This window comes from Coxiella endosymbiont of Amblyomma sculptum (assembly GCF_009883795.1).
Classification (GTDB): domain Bacteria; phylum Pseudomonadota; class Gammaproteobacteria; order Coxiellales; family Coxiellaceae; genus Coxiella.
This window is the reverse complement of the sequence record NZ_CP033868.1, coordinates 348,140-367,680: the sequence shown is the minus strand read 5'-3', so window position 1 is coordinate 367,680 and position 19,541 is coordinate 348,140. Positions and strand designations below refer to the sequence as shown.

Here is a 19,541-nt window from a genome sequence, read left to right as displayed (position 1 = left end):
TATGGCTCAACCTCCATACATCGCTGTTATTATTTCGATACGGTCTTCGGATTGAATAACAGTTGTTTCGTATCTGTTGGTGCGAACCACAACTTCGTTAATCGCCACAGCGAATACTCCCGAAAAATTCTTTTCGGTTAGTAATTGTTTCAATGTGGTGTTCGGGGAGATCGTTAAAGATTTTCCATTTAAATAGATGCTGAGCAATCCCGTTTCTACTTTCTCTTTGGAAGAAATTTTTTCTTCTGCCATCTTACAAACCATCTTATTACAAATTTCTTACAATTTCACTAACTAGCGCCGGCGCTAATAAAAAACCATAACGATACAATCCATTAACAGCAACCAAACCTTCTTTCCAGAGAATACGAGGTAAATTATCAGACAAAGCCGGCCGTAAAGCCGTTATTGTTTCTATAATTCTCGCTTCAGAAAACCCACGATGAACGCTATAGGCTGCCGATAACAATTCCAAACAGGTACGGACAGAAATTGGTGATATATCTCCTGATTCTATTTCGCTTGCACCAATGAGATAAATCTGATTGGGTCTTGGAACAATATAGACTCTGTAGCGAGGGTGGAGCAATCGAATAGGACGACTTAAATGCACATCCGGTGCATACAAATGAATCAACTCTCCTCGTACAGTTCGCAAATCATCAAATTGATCAGCGCCGCCAATTCCTCGACAATCAAATACGCAATCAAATGAATGTGATGTTTCTCGCACAATAATACGATAAGGCATTATTTTATCTACCAGTTTGTTTTCGTACCAACAATCGACGGTCAATTCGTTCTCTAATGCCTTTAGTACTGCCCGAGGATCAATATGTGCTTCTTGGGGCAGAAAATACCCTTCTTGAAAATTTAATTCCGGCTCTAATGTCCTCATTTCAGACGAAGACAATTTGCGAATACACAATCCTTTCATTTTTTTATACTGAATTCGATTCACCCATCGGCTTTCTTCCTCTGCATCTTCTAGATGGGAAATCACAATCGTTCCCTTTCTTTGAAAAAAAACCGGATCTGACAATTCGGTTAGCCATTGCTCCCATTGTTTTAGCGACGATATGCCCCAATCGAAAATCATTCGATTTGCAGTTTCACACTCGGATACGGGAGACAGCATCCCTGCTGCTGCATAAGCAGTACTTTTTCGACCACATTTGTCATCCTTATCAAACAAAGTCACTTTCCATCCGGAAGAAATCAATCTCCAAGCCAACAAACGCCCTATTAAACCGGCCCCCACAATTCCAGCTTTCATTCTTTCATCAGAGTATTGCGCTTTTTTCTTTTAAAGCACTACGCACTTCATGACTTATTTTGTAAGCACAAAATCCAGGTCCACACAACGAACAAAAATGCGCGTGTTTTGCTGATTCTTTCGGTAAATCTTCATCGTGTAGTGTACGAGCTGTTTCTGGATCCAACGCCAAACTAAATTGGTCGTGCCAACGAAATTCAAATCGCGCTTGGGACAGTAGATCGTCTCTCCATCGCGCAGCCGGATGTCCTTTGGCCAAATCCGCTGCGTGTGCAGCTATTTTGTAAGCGATTAAACCGTCTTGGACATCTTTTTTATTAGGCAACCCCAAATGCTCTTTCGGAGTAACGTAACATAAAAGTGCACATCCTTGCCATGCGACTAAGGCTGCACCAATGCTACTTGCGATATGGTCATAGCCAGGAGCAATATCGGTGGTCAGAGGACCAAGCGTATAGAAAGGTGCTTCTTGGCAACACACCAATTGTCTTCTCATATTTTCTTGAATCAAATGAAGAGGAATATGACCTGGACCCTCATTCATCACTTGTACATCGTATTTCCAAGCAATACGATTTAACTCTCCTTGAACTTTTAATTCGGAAAATTGTGCTTCGTCGTTGGCGTCTGCGATAGAACCAGGACGCAACCCATCGCCTAACGAAAAACTGACATCGTAAGTGCGCATAATTTCACATATTTCTTCGAAATGGGTATAAAGGAAATTTTCTTTTTTATGCATTACACACCACTTCGCCACAATTGAACCGCCACGAGATACAATTCCAGTCATACGTTTTTCTGTAAGAGGGATAAATCGTCTCAGAAGACCGGCGTGAATTGTAAAATAATCAACTCCTTGTTTTGCTTGAGAAACCAATACACGGCGAAAAACGTTCCAGTTAAGTTCCATAATGTCTCCACGAACTTTCTCTAAGGCTTCATAAATTGGAACTGTACCAACAGGTACAGGAGAATGGCGTAAAATCATCTCGCGAACGGCTGTAATTTCCTTACCTGTCGATAAATCCATCACAGTATCGGCTCCTCTTTGTACAGCCCAAATTAATTTATCTACTTCTTCACTTATAGATGAGCGAACCACCGAATTTCCAATATTCGCATTTACCTTAACCAGAAAATTTCTTCCGATAATCATTGGTTCGCACTCGGGATGATTAACATTTGCCGGTAGAATGGCGCGTCCTTTAGAAATTTCATCCCGTACAAATTCTGGAGTGATTCGTTGGGGCAGTTGAGCTCCTAAAGGGTTTCCTCGCAATCGCTTTTCTCGTTCTTGATTAATTTTATACGAAATGTCCTGTTTCTGATTTTCTCGAATAGCAACGTATTCCATTTCTGGTGTAATGATTCCTTGTTTTGCAAAGTCCAATTGTGTGGTAAGTGGACGTTTCTTAATCCATTGCTCACGAAGTCGAGGAGCTGTTTTTTGAAACGAGACAGAAACGGCGGCACTATTCTCCCCCGCGTAAGGACCTGAAGTGTCGTAAAGGATCAGCGTATCTCCATTTGTCAACTGAATCTTCTGCATACCTACCCGAATATCAGGAAACAGATTTCCGTGAAAATAGACTTTCTTTGAAATGGGGTGGGATATCAATAATGTGTTCTCCTTAAAATTGCATATTATTTTATATTAAAGAAAAGAAAGAACAAACAAATACATCCCACAACTCTTTTTTCTTTCTGCAAGAGTCTTTAGGTAAAAACGATGCAAAAAAGTCGTATCATATAAAATGCAGTTCTTTTCTTAAGTTTGTGTTTTTTTGAAACAATGGCAATAAGGATACTGGACTAATAGCTTGTATAGCAAGAAAAATAGTAAAACATTTTGTGTAATCCAGAAGTTTTTGTGTTATGAAATCGCCAAATTGTTGATAATTTAAAAAAACACCAGCATAATGCCGACTCTATGCGTATTTTGATTATTGGTAGCGGAGGTAGAGAACACGCTTTGGCGTGGAAAGCAGCACAATCGGATCAAGTTAAAAAAGTTTGGGTTGCTCCTGGAAACGCCGGGACTTTCTTTGAAAACAAAATACAAAATGTTTCTATCGATTCTTACAATATTCTCGCACTGATTAATTTTGCAAAAACAAACAGGATAGATCTCACTATAATAGGGCCCGAAGTGCCTTTAGCATTGGGAATTGTTGATCAGTTTCGTCAAGAAAATTTGCGGATTTTTGGTCCAACACAAGTAGCTGCAAATCTAGAAGCTTCAAAGAGTTTTTGTAAGAAATTTTTGTATCGACATAACATTCCTACTGCAAATTTTGTGACTTTTACAGAACAAAGGGACGCTTTATCGTATCTGTCCAACCAATCGTTTCCTGTTGTTATTAAGGTCAGCGGGCTTGCGGCAGGAAAAGGTGTGTTTGTCGTGCAGTCTTTAACGGAAGCACAAGATGTGATCGTTTCTATCATGGAGAAGAAAAAATTTGGCTCTGCGGGACAAGAAATCATAATCGAAGAATTTCTGTACGGAGAAGAACTAAGTTTTACTGTGGTAGTCGATGGGGAACACATTTTGCCATTAGCCGGTTCGCAAGATCACAAACGACTATTAAACGGAGATTTAGGTCCAAATACAGGAGGTATGGGTACTTATTCTCCTGTCCCTTTCTTATCTTGTATCTTACAAGAGAAGATAGTGAATGAGATTGTGAACCCCACCATTCTTGCCTTAAGAGCAGAAGGCATCTCTTATCAAGGATTTTTATATGTGGGATTGATGATCATTCCAGAGAATACACCAAAAGTATTGGAATTCAATGTGCGGTTAGGAGATCCAGAAACCCAAACGCTTATGATGCGATTGCAATCAGATTTAATTGAACTAGTTTTATCCGCTGTGTCTGGCGGATTGGACAAAATCAACGTTGTTTGGGACCCAAGATCCGCTCTCACCGTTGTTATGACTTCCAAAAATTATCCTGAAAACAACGATACACAAGACGACATCATCGAAGGTTTACATCGCGTTTTGACGCCTGACGCTAAAATCTTTCACGCAGGCACAAAAAAAAGAAACGGTTTCACCGTAACTAGCGGTGGACGCGTTCTTTCTATAACCGCTTTAGGATTTAGCCTGAAAGAAGCGCAAAAAAGAGCCTACCAAATTGTCAATCAAATCAGTTGGCCTAACTGTCATTATCGAAATGACATTGGTTATCGTGCTATTTCCAATTGAATTATACAATCACAAACACATTCCTTTTGTTCTCAACAACGCTAAAAATTCTTTGTGCGCCATTTTTTCTTTTTCATTCGCTTCTATAATACGAAAAGATTTTCGGTCTTTACCCAAGCGCTGAATTTTTATTCGAGACAATTGTGTGGAATTAGTGAAATTTTTTGATTCAAATAAATTGGTTTGTCCTCCGGTCATTAGTAAGTAAATCTGAGCCAGAAGTTCTGTATCTAACAGCGCTCCATGATGGTATTTCCGTCTGGAATTATCAATATGGTATCTCCGACAAAGAGCGTCTAAACTATTGTGCTGTCCCGGATGCTTTTTTCGAGCGATGGTTAAAGTATCCAAAATTTGGCAATAATCGGAGATTTTCTGAAAATCCCTTCCCGTAAGTTTCAATTCATAGTCTAAAAAAGCTGTATCGAAAGAAGCATTATGAATAATCAACTCTGATCCTTGAAGAAAAATAATGAGCTCATCCGCAATATCGCTAAAGAGGGGCTTATCAGTCAAAAAACTTTCAGAAATTCCGTGTACAGCAAAAGCATTGCGTTCGATAGAGCGATTGGGATTGATATAGAAATGCAAATTCCGACCTGTCAAACGTCTGTTGGTCATTTCCAAACAACCAATCTCAATAATTCGGTGCCCTGCACCTGAGTCAAGGCCGGTCGTCTCTACATCCAAAACAATTTGTCGCACCAAAATCAATTCCAATCAAGACTTAATACAATTCATCGATACCGCGATTGGCAAGGCGATCCGCAATTTCATTTTCTGGATGACCGCTATGTCCTTTTACCCATTTCCAATAAATTGTATGGCGTTTAACTTCATATTCTAGAGATTTCCACAACACCTTGTTTTTAACCGTCTTGCCCTTACCAGTTTTCCATTGTCTTTTCTTCCAGACAGGAAGCCACTCGGTGATCCCAAGGTACAAATACCGGGAATCTGTAGTAAGAACTACACAACAAGAATACCTTAGCAATTTGAGTCCTTCGATAGCAGCTGTTAGTTCCATTTTGTTATTAGTCGTATTAGAAACTCCGTTGAAAATTTGCCGTTCACAACCATTACAACGCAGTACAACCCCCCATCCCCCAGGTCCTGGATTTCCGCGACAAGCGCCATCGCAATATAAATACACACAATGTTTTAGCGATCTCTTTTCAGTATTTACACATTCCAAATTCATATTTTATAATACCGCTCAGCATTTAATTTTTCCACAGTCAAACGATTTTTTCTTTCTGATGCCTTACATGATTTTTCCTATTCCTGTTCTTAATGACAATTATGTTTGGACTGTAGCGCATCCAAAGAATCGAAATGCTATAGTAATCGATCCTGGAGAAGCGGAACCGATTCTCAATGCATTCAAGAAAAGAAACTTGACACTAGTAGCTATATTACTTACACATCACCATTGGGACCATACAAACGGTATTGCAGATCTCTTAAAAAGAGTTCTTGTATCCGTTTATGGACCTTCTGAAGATGCAATTCCCTTGTGTAATCACTTCTTACAAGATGGCAGTCTTCTTACTTTACCTTCTCTAGATATTACCTTTCGAGTTTTATCTACTCCAGGACATACCTTAGGTCATATTGTCTACTATTGTGATTTTCAGTGGGTTTTTACTGGAGATACATTATTTACCGGAGGTTGTGGTCGGATTTTCGAAGGTTCACCACGTCAAATGTATTATTCTTTACTCAAGTTGACAGCTCTTCCTTCTAATACCCGTATTTATTGCGGACACGAATATACTAAGAAAAACCTTGAATTCGCTCAGATGGTCGATCCTAACAATCTCAAACTTAAAAATCGCATTGCAAATTTTCAGAAAAAGGACAACGGAAAATTCCCTGCTCTGTCGTATTCAACTCTTCGACTAGAACTTGACACTAATCCGTTTCTCAGATGCCACCAAGCAGACATTCAGAAGAGTCTGAAGAAACATTACGGACATTCTTTCTCTGATACAATCTCCTTTTTCGCAGCTCTGCGTCGATGGAAGGACAAATTTTGATTTACAGATACCTCTTGTTACGGAATATCCCTTTATAAGGGAAGGTTTTTATGACCGCTCGAATTTTAGATGGACGCATATGTGCAGAAAAGGTCAGAATACGAATCAAAAAATCCATATTTGCGCGAAAAAAACAAGGCATTTCAACGCCCGGGTTATCCGTAATTATGGTGGGAAAAGATCCCGCTTCCAACGCTTATGTTCACCAGAAAGAACTGGCTTGTCGATCGGTCGGCATTCGATCAACAGTTTATAGGATGGACGATACCACCTTAGAAACAGAACTGGAGAAGAAAATCGACCAATGCAACGTCGATACAAGCATCCACGGTATCCTTTTACAACTTCCTCTGCCTGCACATATCAACTCTCTTCGTTTGCTCGAACGAATCCACCCTTCTAAAGATGTAGATGGTTTCCATCCATACAACCTCGGTTGTCTTATACAACGAAATCCGGCATTACGACCCTGTACTTCTGCTGGAATTATAACTCTCTTAAAGGAAACTAAAAAAGATCTCTCCGGAAAGCACGCTGTTATTGTTGGAGCTTCTAATATTGTAGGGCGTCCCATGGCTTTGGAATTGTTACTAACCAAATGCACCGTTACAATATGTCATCGTTTTACCCAAAATTTGGAAAAACACGTTGGTGCAGCGGATTTGTTGGTTGTTGCCATTGGGAGGCCTGGAATTATTCAGAGTGAATGGATAAGGTCAGGCTCTATCGTAATTGATGCTGGTTTCAGCAGACGCGGTCAAAACACGGTTATTGGAGACATTGACTTTGACACCGCAAAAGAAAAAGCTTCTTGGATAACTCCAGTTCCGGGAGGTGTCGGCCCGATGACCGTCGCCACTCTTCTTGAAAACACACTCCGAGCTTATACCCATCTAGAGAAACTTGAAACTTTAGAGAATCCCCAGTCTAGTCTAGAAAATCCTAAATTTAGTAGAGGCGAGAATCGGAAGTGTAAGAAACCCGAAACTCCCGATCTTTAAAATTTTCAGATTTTAAAAAAATTTAGGGGCAATGAGTACGCCCCTAAATTTTAATGTTTCCTTTAATGTTCCCCTATATTAAAAACTTATAACCAATATCAATTGTAACCAGGTGGGCTACAGGTGTAACAAAACGATCGGAAGATGCGTTTCGATAACCTGGTACAAAAGTATATTGTGCACTCACAGACCAGTTTGGCGAAAGGTAGTACTGCATACCCGCTGCAAACAACGGATTCCAATAATTGGAACAGCTACTGACATTAGTGGTGCTATTTAAATCCGAACTTGCCAAAGCGATACTAGACCAGTTGTAGGTATAAGAAACCCCCAACTTTCCAAATACACAAGCATTCTCATAAACAGGAGCCATACCCTTTAACGCTGTATAAGCAACACCACCCTTTATTGTGAAAGTTCCTGGATCAACTGTAGTAAATGCAGCTTTGGGCAAATAAAACCACCCGCCTTCAAGAGCAAGATTTTGATTGAATTGGTAACCCAAATCTCCACCAAAAGTAGAACCACCATCCCCTTTGGAGGAGCTTGAAATGAGCGCAAAATCTTTGAGTATACCGGGAACAGTCGTTGCATCACTGCTCCACGGGTGATAAACATAACCCGCATTGCCTTCGATATAAATTCCTGTATAGTTTGGTGACGAAGGAACGGGAACATAATCAGGACCACCAGCCACCGCAATGGAAGCGACACCAAAACCGGCAACACCAGCAGTAGCAAATGTTATTAATTTTTTTATCAACATCGAATTTCCCCTATTAACAAATTAATTTTTGCGAAAAGAGCGGACATTCTACCTTAGAAATTTCTCTTAATGCAACCTTTTTAATTTAAATTATTTTTTGCACTGGATTTGTTTCTGCAATATCGTCCCAAACAGGACCGAAATATCTATAAAATCAATAGGATAAGCACTACTACTTTTAGTTGGTGTAGCGTGGATCTGTTTTCCAAACAATTTTCTATATTCCAAAAAAAGAAATAGGCCCAATTTTTCTACAAAAAATCGATATTTTTTTTAGTCCAGCGTTTCACCAAACGGACGGTATAGAATGATTGGTACCGATTTAACATTTGGTGTGCGATCTGTCGTGCTTGAAGCAATAAATATCGATCTCGTTTCAAATCCGCAATACGTAATCGAGACAATCCAGATTGTTTTGTTCCCAAAAGCTCTCCTGGTCCACGCAATTCTAGATCTTTTTGAGATATAGAAAATCCATCTCGCAAATTACGCAGAAAAACTAAGCGTTCTTGTGCACGTCGCGACAATGGTTTTTGGTACAACAGAATACAATAACTTTTGTTCTGTCCACGACCCACTCGCCCTCGTAATTGATGAATTTGAGCAATACCCAATCGTTCCGCATTTTCTATAATTATCAAATTGGCATTGGGAATATCCATTCCTACTTCAATTACTATTGTCGCAACCAATAAGTCAATTTTTCCTAATCTAAAGTTTTTCATCACAGAATTTTTTTCACTTTTATTCAGTCGTCCATGAATTAGACCTATAGTTAAATGGGTCAACCGTTTTTGCAATTTTTGATAGGTAGTTTTGGCAGATGCGTGTCGAGACGTTTCAGAATTTTCAATCAGTGTACATACCCAATAAACCTGTTTTCCTTGTTCACAATTTTTTTCAATTCGTGCAATTATTTCGTCACATCGCTCGTTAGATACCAAAACAGTAGTCACAGATTGTCTTCCAAACGGCAATTCGCTAATTGTAGAAATGTCAAGATGTGAGTAGATTGTTAACGCTAAAGTTCTTGGAATTGGTGTAGCTGTCATAATCAATTGGTGTAAATGGATAGCAGTATCTCTTTTCTTCTGTAGAGATAATTGTTGGTACACACCGAATCGGTGTTGTTCGTCAACGACAATGAGCCCCAATTTACAAAAAACTACATCTTTTTGAAAAAGTGCATGGGTTCCAATAATTACTTGATTTTCCCCCGAACATATTTTTTGCAGCGCCTGATCTCGAGACAAACGATCTAAACTTCCGGTTAGACATCCTACCTTTATGCCTAAAGGATTCAACCATCGTTGAAAAGTGCGATAATGCTGTTCAATTAATATTTCTGTCGGAGCCATTACAACACATTGATGACCGCCTTCGACTATCTTAACAATCGCCATTGCCGCTATAACAGTTTTTCCTACACCAACATCTCCTTGAATCACCCTGTTCATAGGGTACGATTGTTTCAAATCTCGATTCACTTCCCAAATAACACGTTCCTGCGAATCCGTCAGTCTGAAAGATAGCAATTGTCGTAATTTCTTTTGTCCGTCCGACTCTAGATTTGAAACCGACACCAGATATGTTTTCTTACGAAAATTCGGATTTAGAAATCCAATCTGTTGTGCTACCAATTCTTCGATGACCAATCGTTTTTGCGCTGGATGTTTGCCTATTTTTAACAAGTCAAAAGGAGCATCCGGAGGAGGATAATGTACATAGATTAAAGATTCTGATAGAGTTGGCAAATGCCAATTTTTTCGTAGAGATTCCGGAAATAATTCTTCAAAAGCATTAGGATTTTTTAGATAATGCAGCGTTTGCAGAAACAGACTACGTAGTTTGGTTTGTGTTAACCCTCTTGTTGTTGGATATACGGGAGTTAAATATCTAGGTTCCGTCATAGAGGCCATACCAACGATTCGATATTCCGGATGAACCATCTCCAGTTGTCCTTGAAGATTCTGACGAACCGTTCCAAAGCACCTCAATCGAGATCCTCGTTTTGCTAAAAACGTTTGATACTGCCTAAAGCTAAAACGATAAAATTTCAAAACGAGAAATCCTGTTTCGTCTCTAATGCGACAAAATAAGCTTGTCTTCCGACCGCAATTTATATTTGTAAATTCGAGAGAACCTTCTACAGTTGTCTGAGTACCGTGTTGTAATGTACCTAATGGCATCAATCGCGTTCGATTCTCGTATCGCAACGGAAAATGAAACAGAAGATCTTGAATCGAATAAATATTGAGATTGTGCAAAAACTCAACTGTTTTTGGACCTACGCCTTTAAGAACAGAAATTGGAATTTCGTTGAGCACTTTCTATACCTCCCATACACTTGCATTAAAATTTTTGTGTATTAAAATTCCAAATCTTCTGTTTCATTTATAGAAAAATTTAGAATAAAAGAAGTACAATCCACATTTACAAAAACCACTCCGCTACACAGTTGAAAATTCATCTACTCGGTTTTTTATCGGATTGTCAGTCCCTTTCGAATACGAATCCGATCACGCATTTTACTGCAGTCATACCAAAGTCGAAGTCAAAGGATCTCAAGGTCGGTATCTTTTTGTATATTTTCCATAATACAGCGACGAACAAAACCACTCCCACACCCAAATATCCAAAACCTCAACGACCAACGGATGTGTTAGATAATGGGTTTAAGTTTTATCTTTCTATCTGATCTGTGTGATCACAGTCAATATCTTTAATGTCATACCCAGCAGCAATCTCCCGAAGCGCGATAACAGTAGATTTGTCATTTTCGCGAGAAACCATAGGATCTGCACCGCCCAACTCTAACACGTGAGCCCTCCTCGCCGCTTTCAAAATTAAATCAAAACGATTTCCAATGTATCGGAGACAATCTTCAACAGTAATACGAGCCATGGAAAAATTCCTTTATTGAAAAAACCACCTAAATTAATTATTCACTAACTTCTTAACAAACTTTCCAGCAATCTGGTAAGCTTTTTTCTCTGAATGTTCTGTTGCAGTCGCGCAGCGCTGACAATACAAAGCAAGCTTCGTATTGCTCGGTTGAAGTCGTCGTTAACTACGAGATAATCATATTCTGTATAGTGCGCCATTTCTTCGCGAACAACCGCCAACCTTTCTTCAACAGTATCGCTTTTACCCTGACTCCTCTTAACCAACCGCTCTCTCAGAGTACGAACCGAAGGAGGGAGTACAAAAACAGTAATTCCGAACGGAAATAGTGTACGTATCTGACGAGCACCTTGCCAATCAATTTCTAACAAAACGTCCTTTTCGGATCTTAATTGTTCTATCACCCATTCTTTAGAAGTTCCATAGCAATAATTGTAAATAGTGGCGTGCTCTAAAAACGCGTTCTTCTGTATCATGTCTCGGAATTGATTGTCGTCGATAAAGAAATAGTCTATACCCATTCGATCTTCTTCTCTTGGAGGCCGAGTAGTATAAGAAACCGCAATTTTTATGTCGTCCAATTCGTCAGCTACCGCGCGAACCAAACTGGTTTTTCCAGTTCCGGAAGGAGCTGATACGACAAAAAGGTTTGATTTTCTTGTATGTCCGACGAGCATTTGTGCTGTCCGCTCACTCTATCCATCGAAAAAGTCAAACGCCAAAGCACTTAGATAGATGTGCTGGTAAAATTTCGACGCTTCCCCGAGGGGGGGATTATACACCATATTTTTTGAATGTTGTATAACCTCTTCTTTATAAAGAAAGGATTTTCGACTCGGAGTTTGTAAGACATTTGGCGCAAATTTTCTTACAATTCACAAAAATAGACAAAAATAGATCTTTCGAAAAAGAAACACATGGTCTTATAATACCTATAAAATATTACAACGAGCGGATTATCGGATTTGATGAAAATTGAAAAAATGGTTGTTCGTCCAAGCAACCGAGAAGTGAGTGAATTACGATGTCTTTCTTTCAGTACCCAATTTACTTCTTACGCCGAAGGTTCTGTCTTAGTTGAAATGGGGCAAACAAAAGTGATCTGCAATGTCAGTATCCTCAATGGAGTTCCACGATTTCTTAAGAAGAACGATCAAGGATGGTTGACCGCTGAGTTCAGTATGCTACCTCGAGCCACTCATAATCGAATAGAACGCGAAGCTGTACGAGGCAAACAAGGAGGAAGGACGATAGAAATCCAGAGATTGATTGGACGTTCCTTGCGAGCGGCTCTCGATTTGAAATTGCTGGGTCCTTATACGATTGTACTTGATTGCGATGTGATTCAAGCAGACGGAGGGACTCGAACGGCGGCTATTAATGGCGGTTGCATCGCTGTAGTGCAAGCACTCCGCTATTTGCGGAAAAAAGGCGTATTACAAGCCGATCCTCTCAAGCATTTGATTGCAGCGGTCTCTGTTGGAATTTATAACAACGTACCCATTTTGGATCTTGACTATGCTGAAGACTCTAACGCTTATACAGATATGAATGTTGTTATGACCGATAAGGACACTTTTATTGAAATTCAGGGTACCGCAGAAAGAGAAACTTTTCGCCTCAAAGAATTAGATGTACTGGTTAGTCTTGCACGCCAAGGAATTAAAAGTATTATTGAAAAACAAAAAGCGCTCTTGAAGGGCATTGAATGAACAATTGTATCGTAAAGAATCAGTTGCCTATCGGAGTTTTTGATTCAGGAATGGGTGGACTCACAGTATTACAAGAACTTATTAATTGTTTACCTAAAGAATCGTACACTTACCTGGGAGATACAGCTAGAGTGTCTTATGGAATAAAGAGTTACAACGTAGTTATGCACTACGCCATACAGATGGCTTCTATTCTGATAGACCAAGGTATTAAACTATTGGTAGTGGCTTGTAGTACTGTCTCCGCGGTGGCGCTTCCATTTTTGCAAACACAATTTCCGGATACTCCAATGGTAGGTGTTGTGGAATCAGGAGCTCGAGAAACGGCTAATGTCACTAAGAATAATCGGGTAGCCCTACTTGCTACTGAAACTACCATCCAATCGGGAATTTATCAAAAAATTATGCTTACACTAAATCCTCATATTAAAATCAACAGTCAAATTTGCGGTTTGTTTGTGGCATTAGCGGAAGAAGGATGTGTAAATAATGAAATCGCAACACTCGTTGCGAAACAATATCTAAAACCTATTGTCAACGATCGTTATCCATGCGATTCTGTTGTTTTAGGATGTACTCATCTTCCGGTGTTTATCAATTCTTTAACAGAAATTTTAGGAAAAGACATCAACATTATCAATGCCGCAAAAACCACTGCAGAAAAGACAAGATCCATTATTCAAAAAATGCATTTAGAAAACACAAATCCATATGTTCACTTAAACTTTCTAGTCACTGACTCTCCCGGGCGATTTGCTCGAATCGGAAAGATTTTTCTCGGCCGTTCTATCGATCCCATGTCTGTACAACTAATTGATGGAACGAAAATAAATCGATTAGATCAATAATTTTTTTATAGAGAATAAATTTTTGAATCCTATGAGTCGAGCCAAAAAAATAGCTAGAATATTGCTTGACATTAACGCCGTCACTCTCAATTTTCGAAATCCTTATCGTTATGCTTCGGGATTGTTGTCCCCTATTTATTGTGACAATCGATTAATTATGTCTTATCCCGAACAACGTAAGATAATCGTTGATTCCTTATTGCACTTAATCGAAGAAAAGAATTTTCAATTCGACGTTGTATCGGGCATTGCAACAGCGGGGATTCCACATTCCGCTTGGATAGCGGATCGATTGAATTCTCCGATGGTATATGTGAGGGGTAAGAAGAAAAATTACGGAAAAAAAAATCGGATTGAAGGCAAGTTGCGAATAGGGCAAAAGGTATTGGTAGTTGAAGATCTTATCAGTTCTGGTAATAGCATCATTACTTCAATTCGTATATTGCGTCAATTCGCTGTTGTTGAACATTGTATTGCTATTTTTTCCTATCAGCTGTTCGAAGCGCAGAGAAACTTTACAAAAGCTAATATCAGTTGTTACGCTCTTTCTGACTTTAGGACTCTAATAGATGTCGCGTTTTCCATAGGTCATATTACTGAGGAGGAAAAGCAGAAGGCGCTGATTTGGAATAAAAATCCCGAGAATTGGAATCCGCAGATCGTCTTTTCTAAAGATTAAGGTCTCCGCTTCCGGTCGTTATTGTACGACTGTTTTTCGTACACGCGAAAGACAAAATAAACCAACCATACCTATACTGGGACTAGTACTTAGCTAGTACTGTCCAGAACTCCCAAATCCACCTGTTCCCCTTTTGCTGCTCGTAAATTCCCGTACCGGTCTGAATTTCACCTTTAGAATAGGAACAATCACTAGTTGCGCAATCCGTTCTCCCGGTTGAATCGTATAAAGGTGTTGACTACGGTTCCAGCAAGATATCATCAACGGTCCTTGATAATCTGAATCGATTAAACCAATAAGATTTCCCAATACAATACCGTGTTTGTGTCCCAAACCTGATCGAGGTAACACAACAGCCGCGATATTAGGATTGCAAAGATGAATCGCAAATCCAGTACTAATCAGACAAGTCTTCCCCGGATAAACACTAATCGGTTTACTCACACAAGCGCGCAAATCAATTCCAGCTGAACCATCTGTCGTGTAGTTTGGAAATGGTATCTGATTTCCGAGAAGTTCGTCCAAAATTTTTAGTTGAATTAAATATGGCATAAATCTTGCGAGCATACAAAACATATTCGTTCCGGTCAAACTTGTTCTTCAATTGAAGAAAAGAAGAGTTTACTTAAAAATACACGCCACACTGCGTTCAATTTTTTATTGATTGGCGCATATTTTTGATGCACAATACCATCTCTAAGATGGGAGGTTGTAGTTGTGACGAAAATTTGTCAGATCACTAAGAAACGACCGATGGTCGGGAACAATGTTTCTCATGCGAATAATAAGACGAAACGCCGCTTTCTGCCGAATTTGAAAAAACATCGTTTTTGGTTTTCTGAAGAAAAGCGCTTTCTAAGCTTAACAGTTTCTACGCACGGTATGCGCATTATCGATAAATTGGGCGTTAAGGTAGCGCTGGATAAAATTCACGAGAACAAATACGTTCAGAAACGGAAATAGGCGAATTTTGTTAAGATGGTGATACAATATGACGACTAATTCTCGAGAGAAAATTGTACTTCGATCTACTGGAAACACTAAATACGGAAAGAAAACTGGTACTTACTATACAACTACAAAGAACAAAAGAAATACCGAGAAAAAATTAAGTGTTAGAAAATACGATCCTAGAGCTTGGAATTCTAAAACAGGAAAATGTGGCAGACACGTGGTCTTTAAAGAAGAAAAAATACCGAAATAAGTTGAATAACGTGAATAACGAGAAGGAAAGAAAGTAGGGAACGAAGAAACACAATGTAACCGACGAATTCTGCCCCCCAACATCCCTACGACGACAACATCCCTACAACGAAGGAAAGATTTTAAGAGTGTTCGTTTTGTTCTTTTTTGTTGTGTGTGATTGCAATCTGAGGTACTTCTGTTCCAGAAGAGTTTGTGATTCTCTTACTCCTACAGGAATACAATCGACCGGACACACTTGGCGGCATTGTGGCTCGTCGAAGTGTCCTACACACTCGGTACATCGATCGGGATCGATTTCGTAAATTGATTCTCCCATAGAAATCGCTTCGTTTGGACATTCTGGCTCGCAAACGTCGCAATTGATACACTCTTCTGTAATTTTCAACGCCATTGTGCCTTTTTCCCTTTTTTTTTCAAACATTGAGCAACGAAAGAAGGAACAAAAGGAGATGCATCTCCACCCAGTTCCACAATTTCTCTCACTAAAGTTCCGGAGATACAGTTGTATCTTTCTCTAGCAGATAGGAAAATGGTCTCAATTTCCGGTGACAAACAGTAGTTCATATACAATAGTTGCAGTTCATAATTAAAATCAGAAACAGTACGGAGACCGCGTAATACAATTTTCGCATTATTTCGCTTTACAAAATCCACCAGTAATCCTTCAAAAGACTGAACTTCTATATTAGGCGTATTAGCGAATACTCCTTTAATTAAAAAAATACGTTCAGACAGAGACAAAAAAGAAGTTTTACGACCTCCGCCAGTTGGAGAAGACGAAGAAGAAGCGCAAGCTACAATGATTTTCTGGAATAGAAACAAAGCGCGTTCAACGATGTCGACATGACCCTTCGTTAGAGGATTGAAAGTACCGGGATAAACAATTGTTGTCGGATTCACTTTTTATAAATGTCCTTTGGAATTTTGATCTCTTTGTCCTATTCGTATCGAGCAGTATACAACATACGACACAAGAACAAATAGCCATATATCTGTTGGAATTCGAGGTTGTATTCGTACATTCCGATTAATAAAGTTTTCAAATTTTTCTTGTTGCAAATGTTTTGGGGTATTTTCAGAAATCGTCTGTTGTTACGAGTCTTTTCATTCCATTGTTGGAACATAAAGCTTTCAAATCTGAAATAAGACTTCCTGTAGATAAGATTAAGTTGGGCGCAATCTCACACAAAGGATGAAGAACAAATTCTCGATTCTGCAGTTGGGGATGAGGAATGGAGAGCAGTTGGTTGTGAATTGTACTCTTATCGTACAGTAGAATGTCAAGATCTAACGTGCGAGCCCCCCATCGTACTTCGGAACAACGATTTCTTCCTTGTCTGCTTTCTAAGTTTTGCAGTGCTTTTAACAGATCTATAGGAGACAATCTTGTTTCTAGAGCTACAACGGCGTTTATATAATCCGGTTGATTTTGAGGACCCAAAGGTCGACTGCTATAAAAATTGGAACGGTTTAAGATTGCTGTTTTTGGTAATGCCGATAACTTGGAAACCGCTTTTTGCACTTGCTTGATAGGAGAATTCAGATTAGAACCAACGCCAATATAAACTGTCGTCATCTACTTGTATTCACCTCTTAATTTGTCAATTAATCGTTCACGCTGTTCAACACTACCGTCTCGAAAAATTCTCCACCAACAAACAATTGCAGTTAACGGTGCACCTGTGTGTTCTCGAAGTTCCAAAAAATTGAGCGCCGCTCGAAAGAAACGCTCTTGGGAAATTTGAGAGATACGATTAAAACTCTGTTGTTCTAGATGGTATTGCAATAACCAAATAGAACGCATCACTTTTTCTAAACGACGCGGAATAGCCAAAGTTTTTGTTTGTAGATTGAGAGTGCGCTGTATTCCGTAGTAGAGCGAAGAAAATAGTCTTTTGTTTTTTCTGACATTCCGATCTATTAATTCTTGAACTACAGGCCATAAAAAAATGGCAAGCAAAAATCCTGGATTCAATGTTAGATTTTTCCGGTATCGTTCATCTGTTGACTTCAAAGAATACTCAATAAGATTTCGGTAATGCGGATTTTGGCTCTTTTCTAAAAAGTCGACCATTTCCGGAAATAATGCTTTCATATAATTGGTGTATGTCAATAATTGAAAAGAACGATGCGCGTGACCTTTACAAAACATTTTTAACAATTCTGTGAACAAACGAGCGCTTGGTACGTAATGCAGAAGGTTGTGTAGTCGAAGGAGCGGTTCTTCCGTATTGGGATGAATTTTGAAGTTAAGTTTTGATGCTAATCGTACAGCCCTCAGTAACCGCACAGGATCTTCTTGATATCTCCGACTGGGGTCATCACCAATCATACGAATTAGACCTGTTTTCAAATCTTGCATTCCGTTAGTAAGATCTACGATCGAAAAATTTGTAACGTCGTAGTAGAGTGCGTTTATCGTAAAGTCTCGACGACACGCGTCTTCTTCAATTGTTCCGTAAGTATTGTCATCTACCAACACGAGCGAACTGTTCTTCCGATATTCTTTTGTGCCAGCACGAAAGGTAGATACTTCAATAATTTCGTTGGGGAAACAAACGTGTACCAGACGAAATCTTTTCCCAATGAGACGACTATTTCCAAACAATTTTCGAATTTCAATCGGACGAGCATTGGTGGCAACATCAAAATCTTTGGGATGAAATCCCAACAACATATCTCTCACACTCCCACCAACTAAAAAAGCTTCGTATCCGGCTTTACTCAGTCGATAAAGCACTCGGAGAGCATTAGAACTGATCTCATCGTGTGAGATAGATCGTTTCAATAATGGATATCGGATGTTTGCGTCCTTCAAGTCGACTCTGATTTTGGCTGCTTTTTATAGTTTCAGATATCTTCAAAAACAAAAAACTCTCTTTTGTTTCGTTCAAATTCTACACCACTGTACGCTGTTCCGTCTAGAAGATGATTTTCATAGGGAACCTACGACTGCGCCCTTTCCTCCTTCTCTTTTTTATTATTTAAAACTTTCGGAAAATCTCATTCAAAATGGTGCAAATATTGCACAACACCGGACAAAAACATCTGTACGGCAATAGTTGTTAACACTATCCCCATCAATCGTTCAACCGCCATTAGTCCTCGTTTTCCTAATATTTGTACTAAAAATGGCGCAAACAACATTATCGCAATAAAAATTGCAGAAGAAATCAGTATACCAAAAAATACTAGCCAGATGTGATGAGGGTTTCTGGTAACAAACAGAAGCACTATTGCGATTGCGGATGGCCCTGCTGTTAAAGGCACCGCGAGAGGAACAATTAACGGTTCTTCAGAATTGCCTGTATTTTCTTTTTGTTCTGTCGGTAAAATCATTCGAAGAGCGATAATAAAAAGAACAACACCCCCAGCTATACTTAGAGCAGAAGTGGTGATATGCAGACCGTGCAAAATATAACGTCCAAAGAAAACAAACAACACCAAAATAAAAAAAGCGATTACGGATTCACGAAGAATAATTCGGGTTTGCGTTTGTATATCGTAGTTTTGCAGAATGGCCAAAAATATCGGGATATTGCCCAATGGATCCATTACTAGAGTCAATGTTGTTGTGATTGTATAAAGTGTCATTTGTAGCCTCAATGCACCAACGCTCCGCGTCGGCACTCACCATTCTTAACAAAACACGAGAAAGAAAACCTTTATTAAAGACATAATAACCAAAACTTGGATACTGAATTGATACCAAACAAGCAACTGATTAAATATCACTATTCTTCTGCTATAAAAAACTTTGGATTTTGGGTCCACCCAACAGATATCCAAATGCAAAAAACTTTTCCTTTCTAAGGGGGGTCTTGAAGTATAAAATCCAATTACACTGCTATTTTTTAACAGAAACCTAATGCTTATAGCAGAGAAACATAAGGAGC

Annotated in this window: 21 protein-coding genes and 2 pseudogenes; 8 read left to right on the top strand and 15 right to left on the bottom strand. The window is 39.2% G+C overall.

The features are described 5' to 3' along the window. Window positions 1-6: 6 nt before the first annotated feature. From thiS to thiC, 3 genes are read right to left on the bottom strand one after another with little or no spacing between them, the layout of a single operon-like run. Window positions 7-252, bottom strand: coding sequence for a sulfur carrier protein ThiS (thiS, locus tag EGQ50_RS01760; protein ID WP_159748018.1), 246 nt, complete (start codon window positions 250-252; stop codon window positions 7-9). 16 nt (window positions 253-268) lie between these two features. After that, window positions 269-1,276 carry a glycine oxidase ThiO gene (thiO, locus tag EGQ50_RS01755; RefSeq protein WP_159748016.1) on the bottom strand — a complete coding sequence of 336 codons (1,008 nt, stop codon included), beginning with the start codon at window positions 1,274-1,276 and terminating at the stop codon, window positions 269-271. A 7-nt stretch (window positions 1,277-1,283) separates the two neighbouring features. After that, the gene (gene thiC / locus EGQ50_RS01750; protein ID WP_246168920.1) at window positions 1,284-2,897 is read right to left on the bottom strand and encodes a phosphomethylpyrimidine synthase ThiC; all 1,614 of its coding nucleotides are present in this window, start codon (window positions 2,895-2,897) and stop codon (window positions 1,284-1,286) included. Between the two features lie 312 nt (window positions 2,898-3,209). Between thiC and purD the strand changes: the two genes are divergently transcribed. Further along, window positions 3,210-4,490, top strand: a complete 1,281-nt coding sequence (gene purD / locus EGQ50_RS01745) for a phosphoribosylamine--glycine ligase (RefSeq protein ID WP_159748014.1) — start codon at window positions 3,210-3,212, stop codon at window positions 4,488-4,490. 9 nt (window positions 4,491-4,499) lie between these two features. On the opposite strand, the gene dnaQ is transcribed toward purD, so the two are convergent. Continuing rightward, window positions 4,500-5,195: a DNA polymerase III subunit epsilon gene (dnaQ, locus tag EGQ50_RS01740; RefSeq protein ID WP_159748473.1), complete on the bottom strand. Its 696-nt coding sequence runs from the start codon at window positions 5,193-5,195 to the stop codon at window positions 4,500-4,502. A gap of 22 nt (window positions 5,196-5,217) precedes the next feature. Then, a complete protein-coding gene (gene rnhA / locus EGQ50_RS01735; RefSeq protein ID WP_159748012.1) occupies window positions 5,218-5,691 on the bottom strand; it encodes a ribonuclease HI in 474 nt (157 codons plus the stop codon). Window positions 5,692-5,749: 58 nt separating this feature from the next. Between rnhA and gloB the strand changes: the two genes are divergently transcribed. Next, window positions 5,750-6,529: a hydroxyacylglutathione hydrolase gene (gene gloB / locus EGQ50_RS01730; RefSeq protein ID WP_159748010.1), complete on the top strand. Its 780-nt coding sequence runs from the start codon at window positions 5,750-5,752 to the stop codon at window positions 6,527-6,529. A gap of 50 nt (window positions 6,530-6,579) precedes the next feature. After that, window positions 6,580-7,422: pseudogene (gene folD / locus EGQ50_RS01725) on the top strand (bifunctional methylenetetrahydrofolate dehydrogenase/methenyltetrahydrofolate cyclohydrolase FolD); the annotation flags it as partial. 181 nt (window positions 7,423-7,603) lie between these two features. On the opposite strand, the gene EGQ50_RS01720 reads toward folD, so the two are convergent. The 4 genes and pseudogenes from EGQ50_RS01720 to gmk all read right to left on the bottom strand — a co-directional run bounded on the left by EGQ50_RS01720 (window position 7,604) and on the right by gmk (window position 11,877). Continuing rightward, a complete protein-coding gene (locus EGQ50_RS01720) occupies window positions 7,604-8,296 on the bottom strand; it encodes an outer membrane beta-barrel protein (RefSeq protein ID WP_159748006.1) in 693 nt (230 codons plus the stop codon). A gap of 251 nt (window positions 8,297-8,547) precedes the next feature. After that, window positions 8,548-10,623: an ATP-dependent DNA helicase RecG gene (gene recG, locus EGQ50_RS01715; protein ID WP_159748004.1), complete on the bottom strand. Its 2,076-nt coding sequence runs from the start codon at window positions 10,621-10,623 to the stop codon at window positions 8,548-8,550. 397 nt (window positions 10,624-11,020) lie between these two features. Further along, window positions 11,021-11,200: pseudogene (gene rpoZ, locus EGQ50_RS01710) on the bottom strand (DNA-directed RNA polymerase subunit omega); the annotation flags it as partial. 44 nt (window positions 11,201-11,244) lie between these two features. After that, on the bottom strand, window positions 11,245-11,877 hold the full coding sequence (gene gmk, locus EGQ50_RS01705; protein WP_159748001.1) for a guanylate kinase: 633 nt from the start codon (window positions 11,875-11,877) through the stop codon (window positions 11,245-11,247). Between the two features lie 306 nt (window positions 11,878-12,183). Here gmk and rph point away from each other — a divergent pair, with 306 nt between their 5' ends. From rph to pyrE, 3 genes are read left to right on the top strand one after another with little or no spacing between them, the layout of a single operon-like run. Continuing rightward, a complete protein-coding gene (gene rph / locus EGQ50_RS01700; RefSeq protein WP_159748471.1) occupies window positions 12,184-12,912 on the top strand; it encodes a ribonuclease PH in 729 nt (242 codons plus the stop codon). After that, window positions 12,909-13,760, top strand: coding sequence for a glutamate racemase (gene murI / locus EGQ50_RS01695; RefSeq protein ID WP_159747999.1), 852 nt, complete (start codon window positions 12,909-12,911; stop codon window positions 13,758-13,760). The genes rph and murI overlap by 4 nt, the downstream gene beginning before the upstream one ends. 31 nt (window positions 13,761-13,791) lie before the next feature. Further along, window positions 13,792-14,439 carry an orotate phosphoribosyltransferase gene (gene pyrE, locus EGQ50_RS01690; RefSeq protein WP_159747997.1) on the top strand — a complete coding sequence of 216 codons (648 nt, stop codon included), beginning with the start codon at window positions 13,792-13,794 and terminating at the stop codon, window positions 14,437-14,439. A gap of 93 nt (window positions 14,440-14,532) precedes the next feature. Here pyrE and dut read toward each other — a convergent pair whose 3' ends face one another. Then, a complete protein-coding gene (gene dut, locus EGQ50_RS01685) occupies window positions 14,533-14,991 on the bottom strand; it encodes a dUTP diphosphatase (protein ID WP_159748469.1) in 459 nt (152 codons plus the stop codon). A 165-nt stretch (window positions 14,992-15,156) separates the two neighbouring features. Here dut and rpmB point away from each other — a divergent pair, with 165 nt between their 5' ends. Both rpmB and rpmG read left to right on the top strand, forming a co-directional pair. Next, window positions 15,157-15,402 carry a 50S ribosomal protein L28 gene (rpmB, locus tag EGQ50_RS01680; protein WP_159747995.1) on the top strand — a complete coding sequence of 82 codons (246 nt, stop codon included), beginning with the start codon at window positions 15,157-15,159 and terminating at the stop codon, window positions 15,400-15,402. A gap of 28 nt (window positions 15,403-15,430) precedes the next feature. After that, window positions 15,431-15,643: a 50S ribosomal protein L33 gene (gene rpmG / locus EGQ50_RS01675; protein WP_159747993.1), complete on the top strand. Its 213-nt coding sequence runs from the start codon at window positions 15,431-15,433 to the stop codon at window positions 15,641-15,643. Window positions 15,644-15,745: 102 nt separating this feature from the next. Here rpmG and EGQ50_RS01670 read toward each other — a convergent pair whose 3' ends face one another. From EGQ50_RS01670 to EGQ50_RS01650, 5 genes are all read right to left on the bottom strand, one after another. After that, the gene (locus tag EGQ50_RS01670) at window positions 15,746-16,036 is read right to left on the bottom strand and encodes a YfhL family 4Fe-4S dicluster ferredoxin (RefSeq protein WP_159747991.1); all 291 of its coding nucleotides are present in this window, start codon (window positions 16,034-16,036) and stop codon (window positions 15,746-15,748) included. Next, the gene (coaD, locus tag EGQ50_RS01665) at window positions 16,027-16,545 is read right to left on the bottom strand and encodes a pantetheine-phosphate adenylyltransferase (RefSeq protein ID WP_159747989.1); all 519 of its coding nucleotides are present in this window, start codon (window positions 16,543-16,545) and stop codon (window positions 16,027-16,029) included. Before coaD ends, EGQ50_RS01670 begins: the two co-directional genes overlap by 10 nt. A 175-nt stretch (window positions 16,546-16,720) precedes the next feature. Further along, on the bottom strand, window positions 16,721-17,221 hold the full coding sequence (gene folK / locus EGQ50_RS01660; protein WP_159747987.1) for a 2-amino-4-hydroxy-6-hydroxymethyldihydropteridine diphosphokinase: 501 nt from the start codon (window positions 17,219-17,221) through the stop codon (window positions 16,721-16,723). Further along, entirely contained in the window at window positions 17,222-18,433 is a 1,212-nt protein-coding gene (pcnB, locus tag EGQ50_RS01655; RefSeq protein WP_246168918.1) for a polynucleotide adenylyltransferase PcnB, read from the bottom strand. It abuts the gene before it with no gap. A 215-nt stretch (window positions 18,434-18,648) separates the two neighbouring features. Then, window positions 18,649-19,239, bottom strand: a complete 591-nt coding sequence (locus EGQ50_RS01650; protein ID WP_159747985.1) for a MarC family protein — start codon at window positions 19,237-19,239, stop codon at window positions 18,649-18,651. Window positions 19,240-19,541: the final 302 nt, after the last annotated feature.

Excerpts from the sequence above, each read along its gene's own strand:
- thiS (WP_159748018.1), bottom strand. The coding sequence starts at position 252 with ATGGCAGAAGAAAAAATTTCTTCCAAAGAGAAAGTAGAAACGGGATTG.
- thiO (WP_159748016.1), bottom strand. The coding sequence starts at position 1,276 with ATGAAAGCTGGAATTGTGGGGGCCGGTTTAATAGGGCGTTTGTTGGCT.
- purD (WP_159748014.1), top strand. The coding sequence starts at position 3,210 with ATGCGTATTTTGATTATTGGTAGCGGAGGTAGAGAACACGCTTTGGCG.
- rnhA (WP_159748012.1), bottom strand. The coding sequence starts at position 5,691 with ATGAATTTGGAATGTGTAAATACTGAAAAGAGATCGCTAAAACATTGT.
- gloB (WP_159748010.1), top strand. The coding sequence starts at position 5,750 with ATGCCTTACATGATTTTTCCTATTCCTGTTCTTAATGACAATTATGTT.
- EGQ50_RS01720 (WP_159748006.1), bottom strand. The coding sequence starts at position 8,296 with ATGTTGATAAAAAAATTAATAACATTTGCTACTGCTGGTGTTGCCGGT.
- gmk (WP_159748001.1), bottom strand. The coding sequence starts at position 11,877 with ATGCTCGTCGGACATACAAGAAAATCAAACCTTTTTGTCGTATCAGCT.
- rph (WP_159748471.1), top strand. The coding sequence starts at position 12,184 with ATGGTTGTTCGTCCAAGCAACCGAGAAGTGAGTGAATTACGATGTCTT.
- murI (WP_159747999.1), top strand. The coding sequence starts at position 12,909 with ATGAACAATTGTATCGTAAAGAATCAGTTGCCTATCGGAGTTTTTGAT.
- pyrE (WP_159747997.1), top strand. The coding sequence starts at position 13,792 with ATGAGTCGAGCCAAAAAAATAGCTAGAATATTGCTTGACATTAACGCC.
- dut (WP_159748469.1), bottom strand. The coding sequence starts at position 14,991 with ATGCCATATTTAATTCAACTAAAAATTTTGGACGAACTTCTCGGAAAT.
- rpmG (WP_159747993.1), top strand. The coding sequence starts at position 15,431 with ATGACGACTAATTCTCGAGAGAAAATTGTACTTCGATCTACTGGAAAC.
- EGQ50_RS01670 (WP_159747991.1), bottom strand. The coding sequence starts at position 16,036 with ATGGCGTTGAAAATTACAGAAGAGTGTATCAATTGCGACGTTTGCGAG.
- folK (WP_159747987.1), bottom strand. The coding sequence starts at position 17,221 with ATGACGACAGTTTATATTGGCGTTGGTTCTAATCTGAATTCTCCTATC.
- EGQ50_RS01650 (WP_159747985.1), bottom strand. The coding sequence starts at position 19,239 with ATGACACTTTATACAATCACAACAACATTGACTCTAGTAATGGATCCA.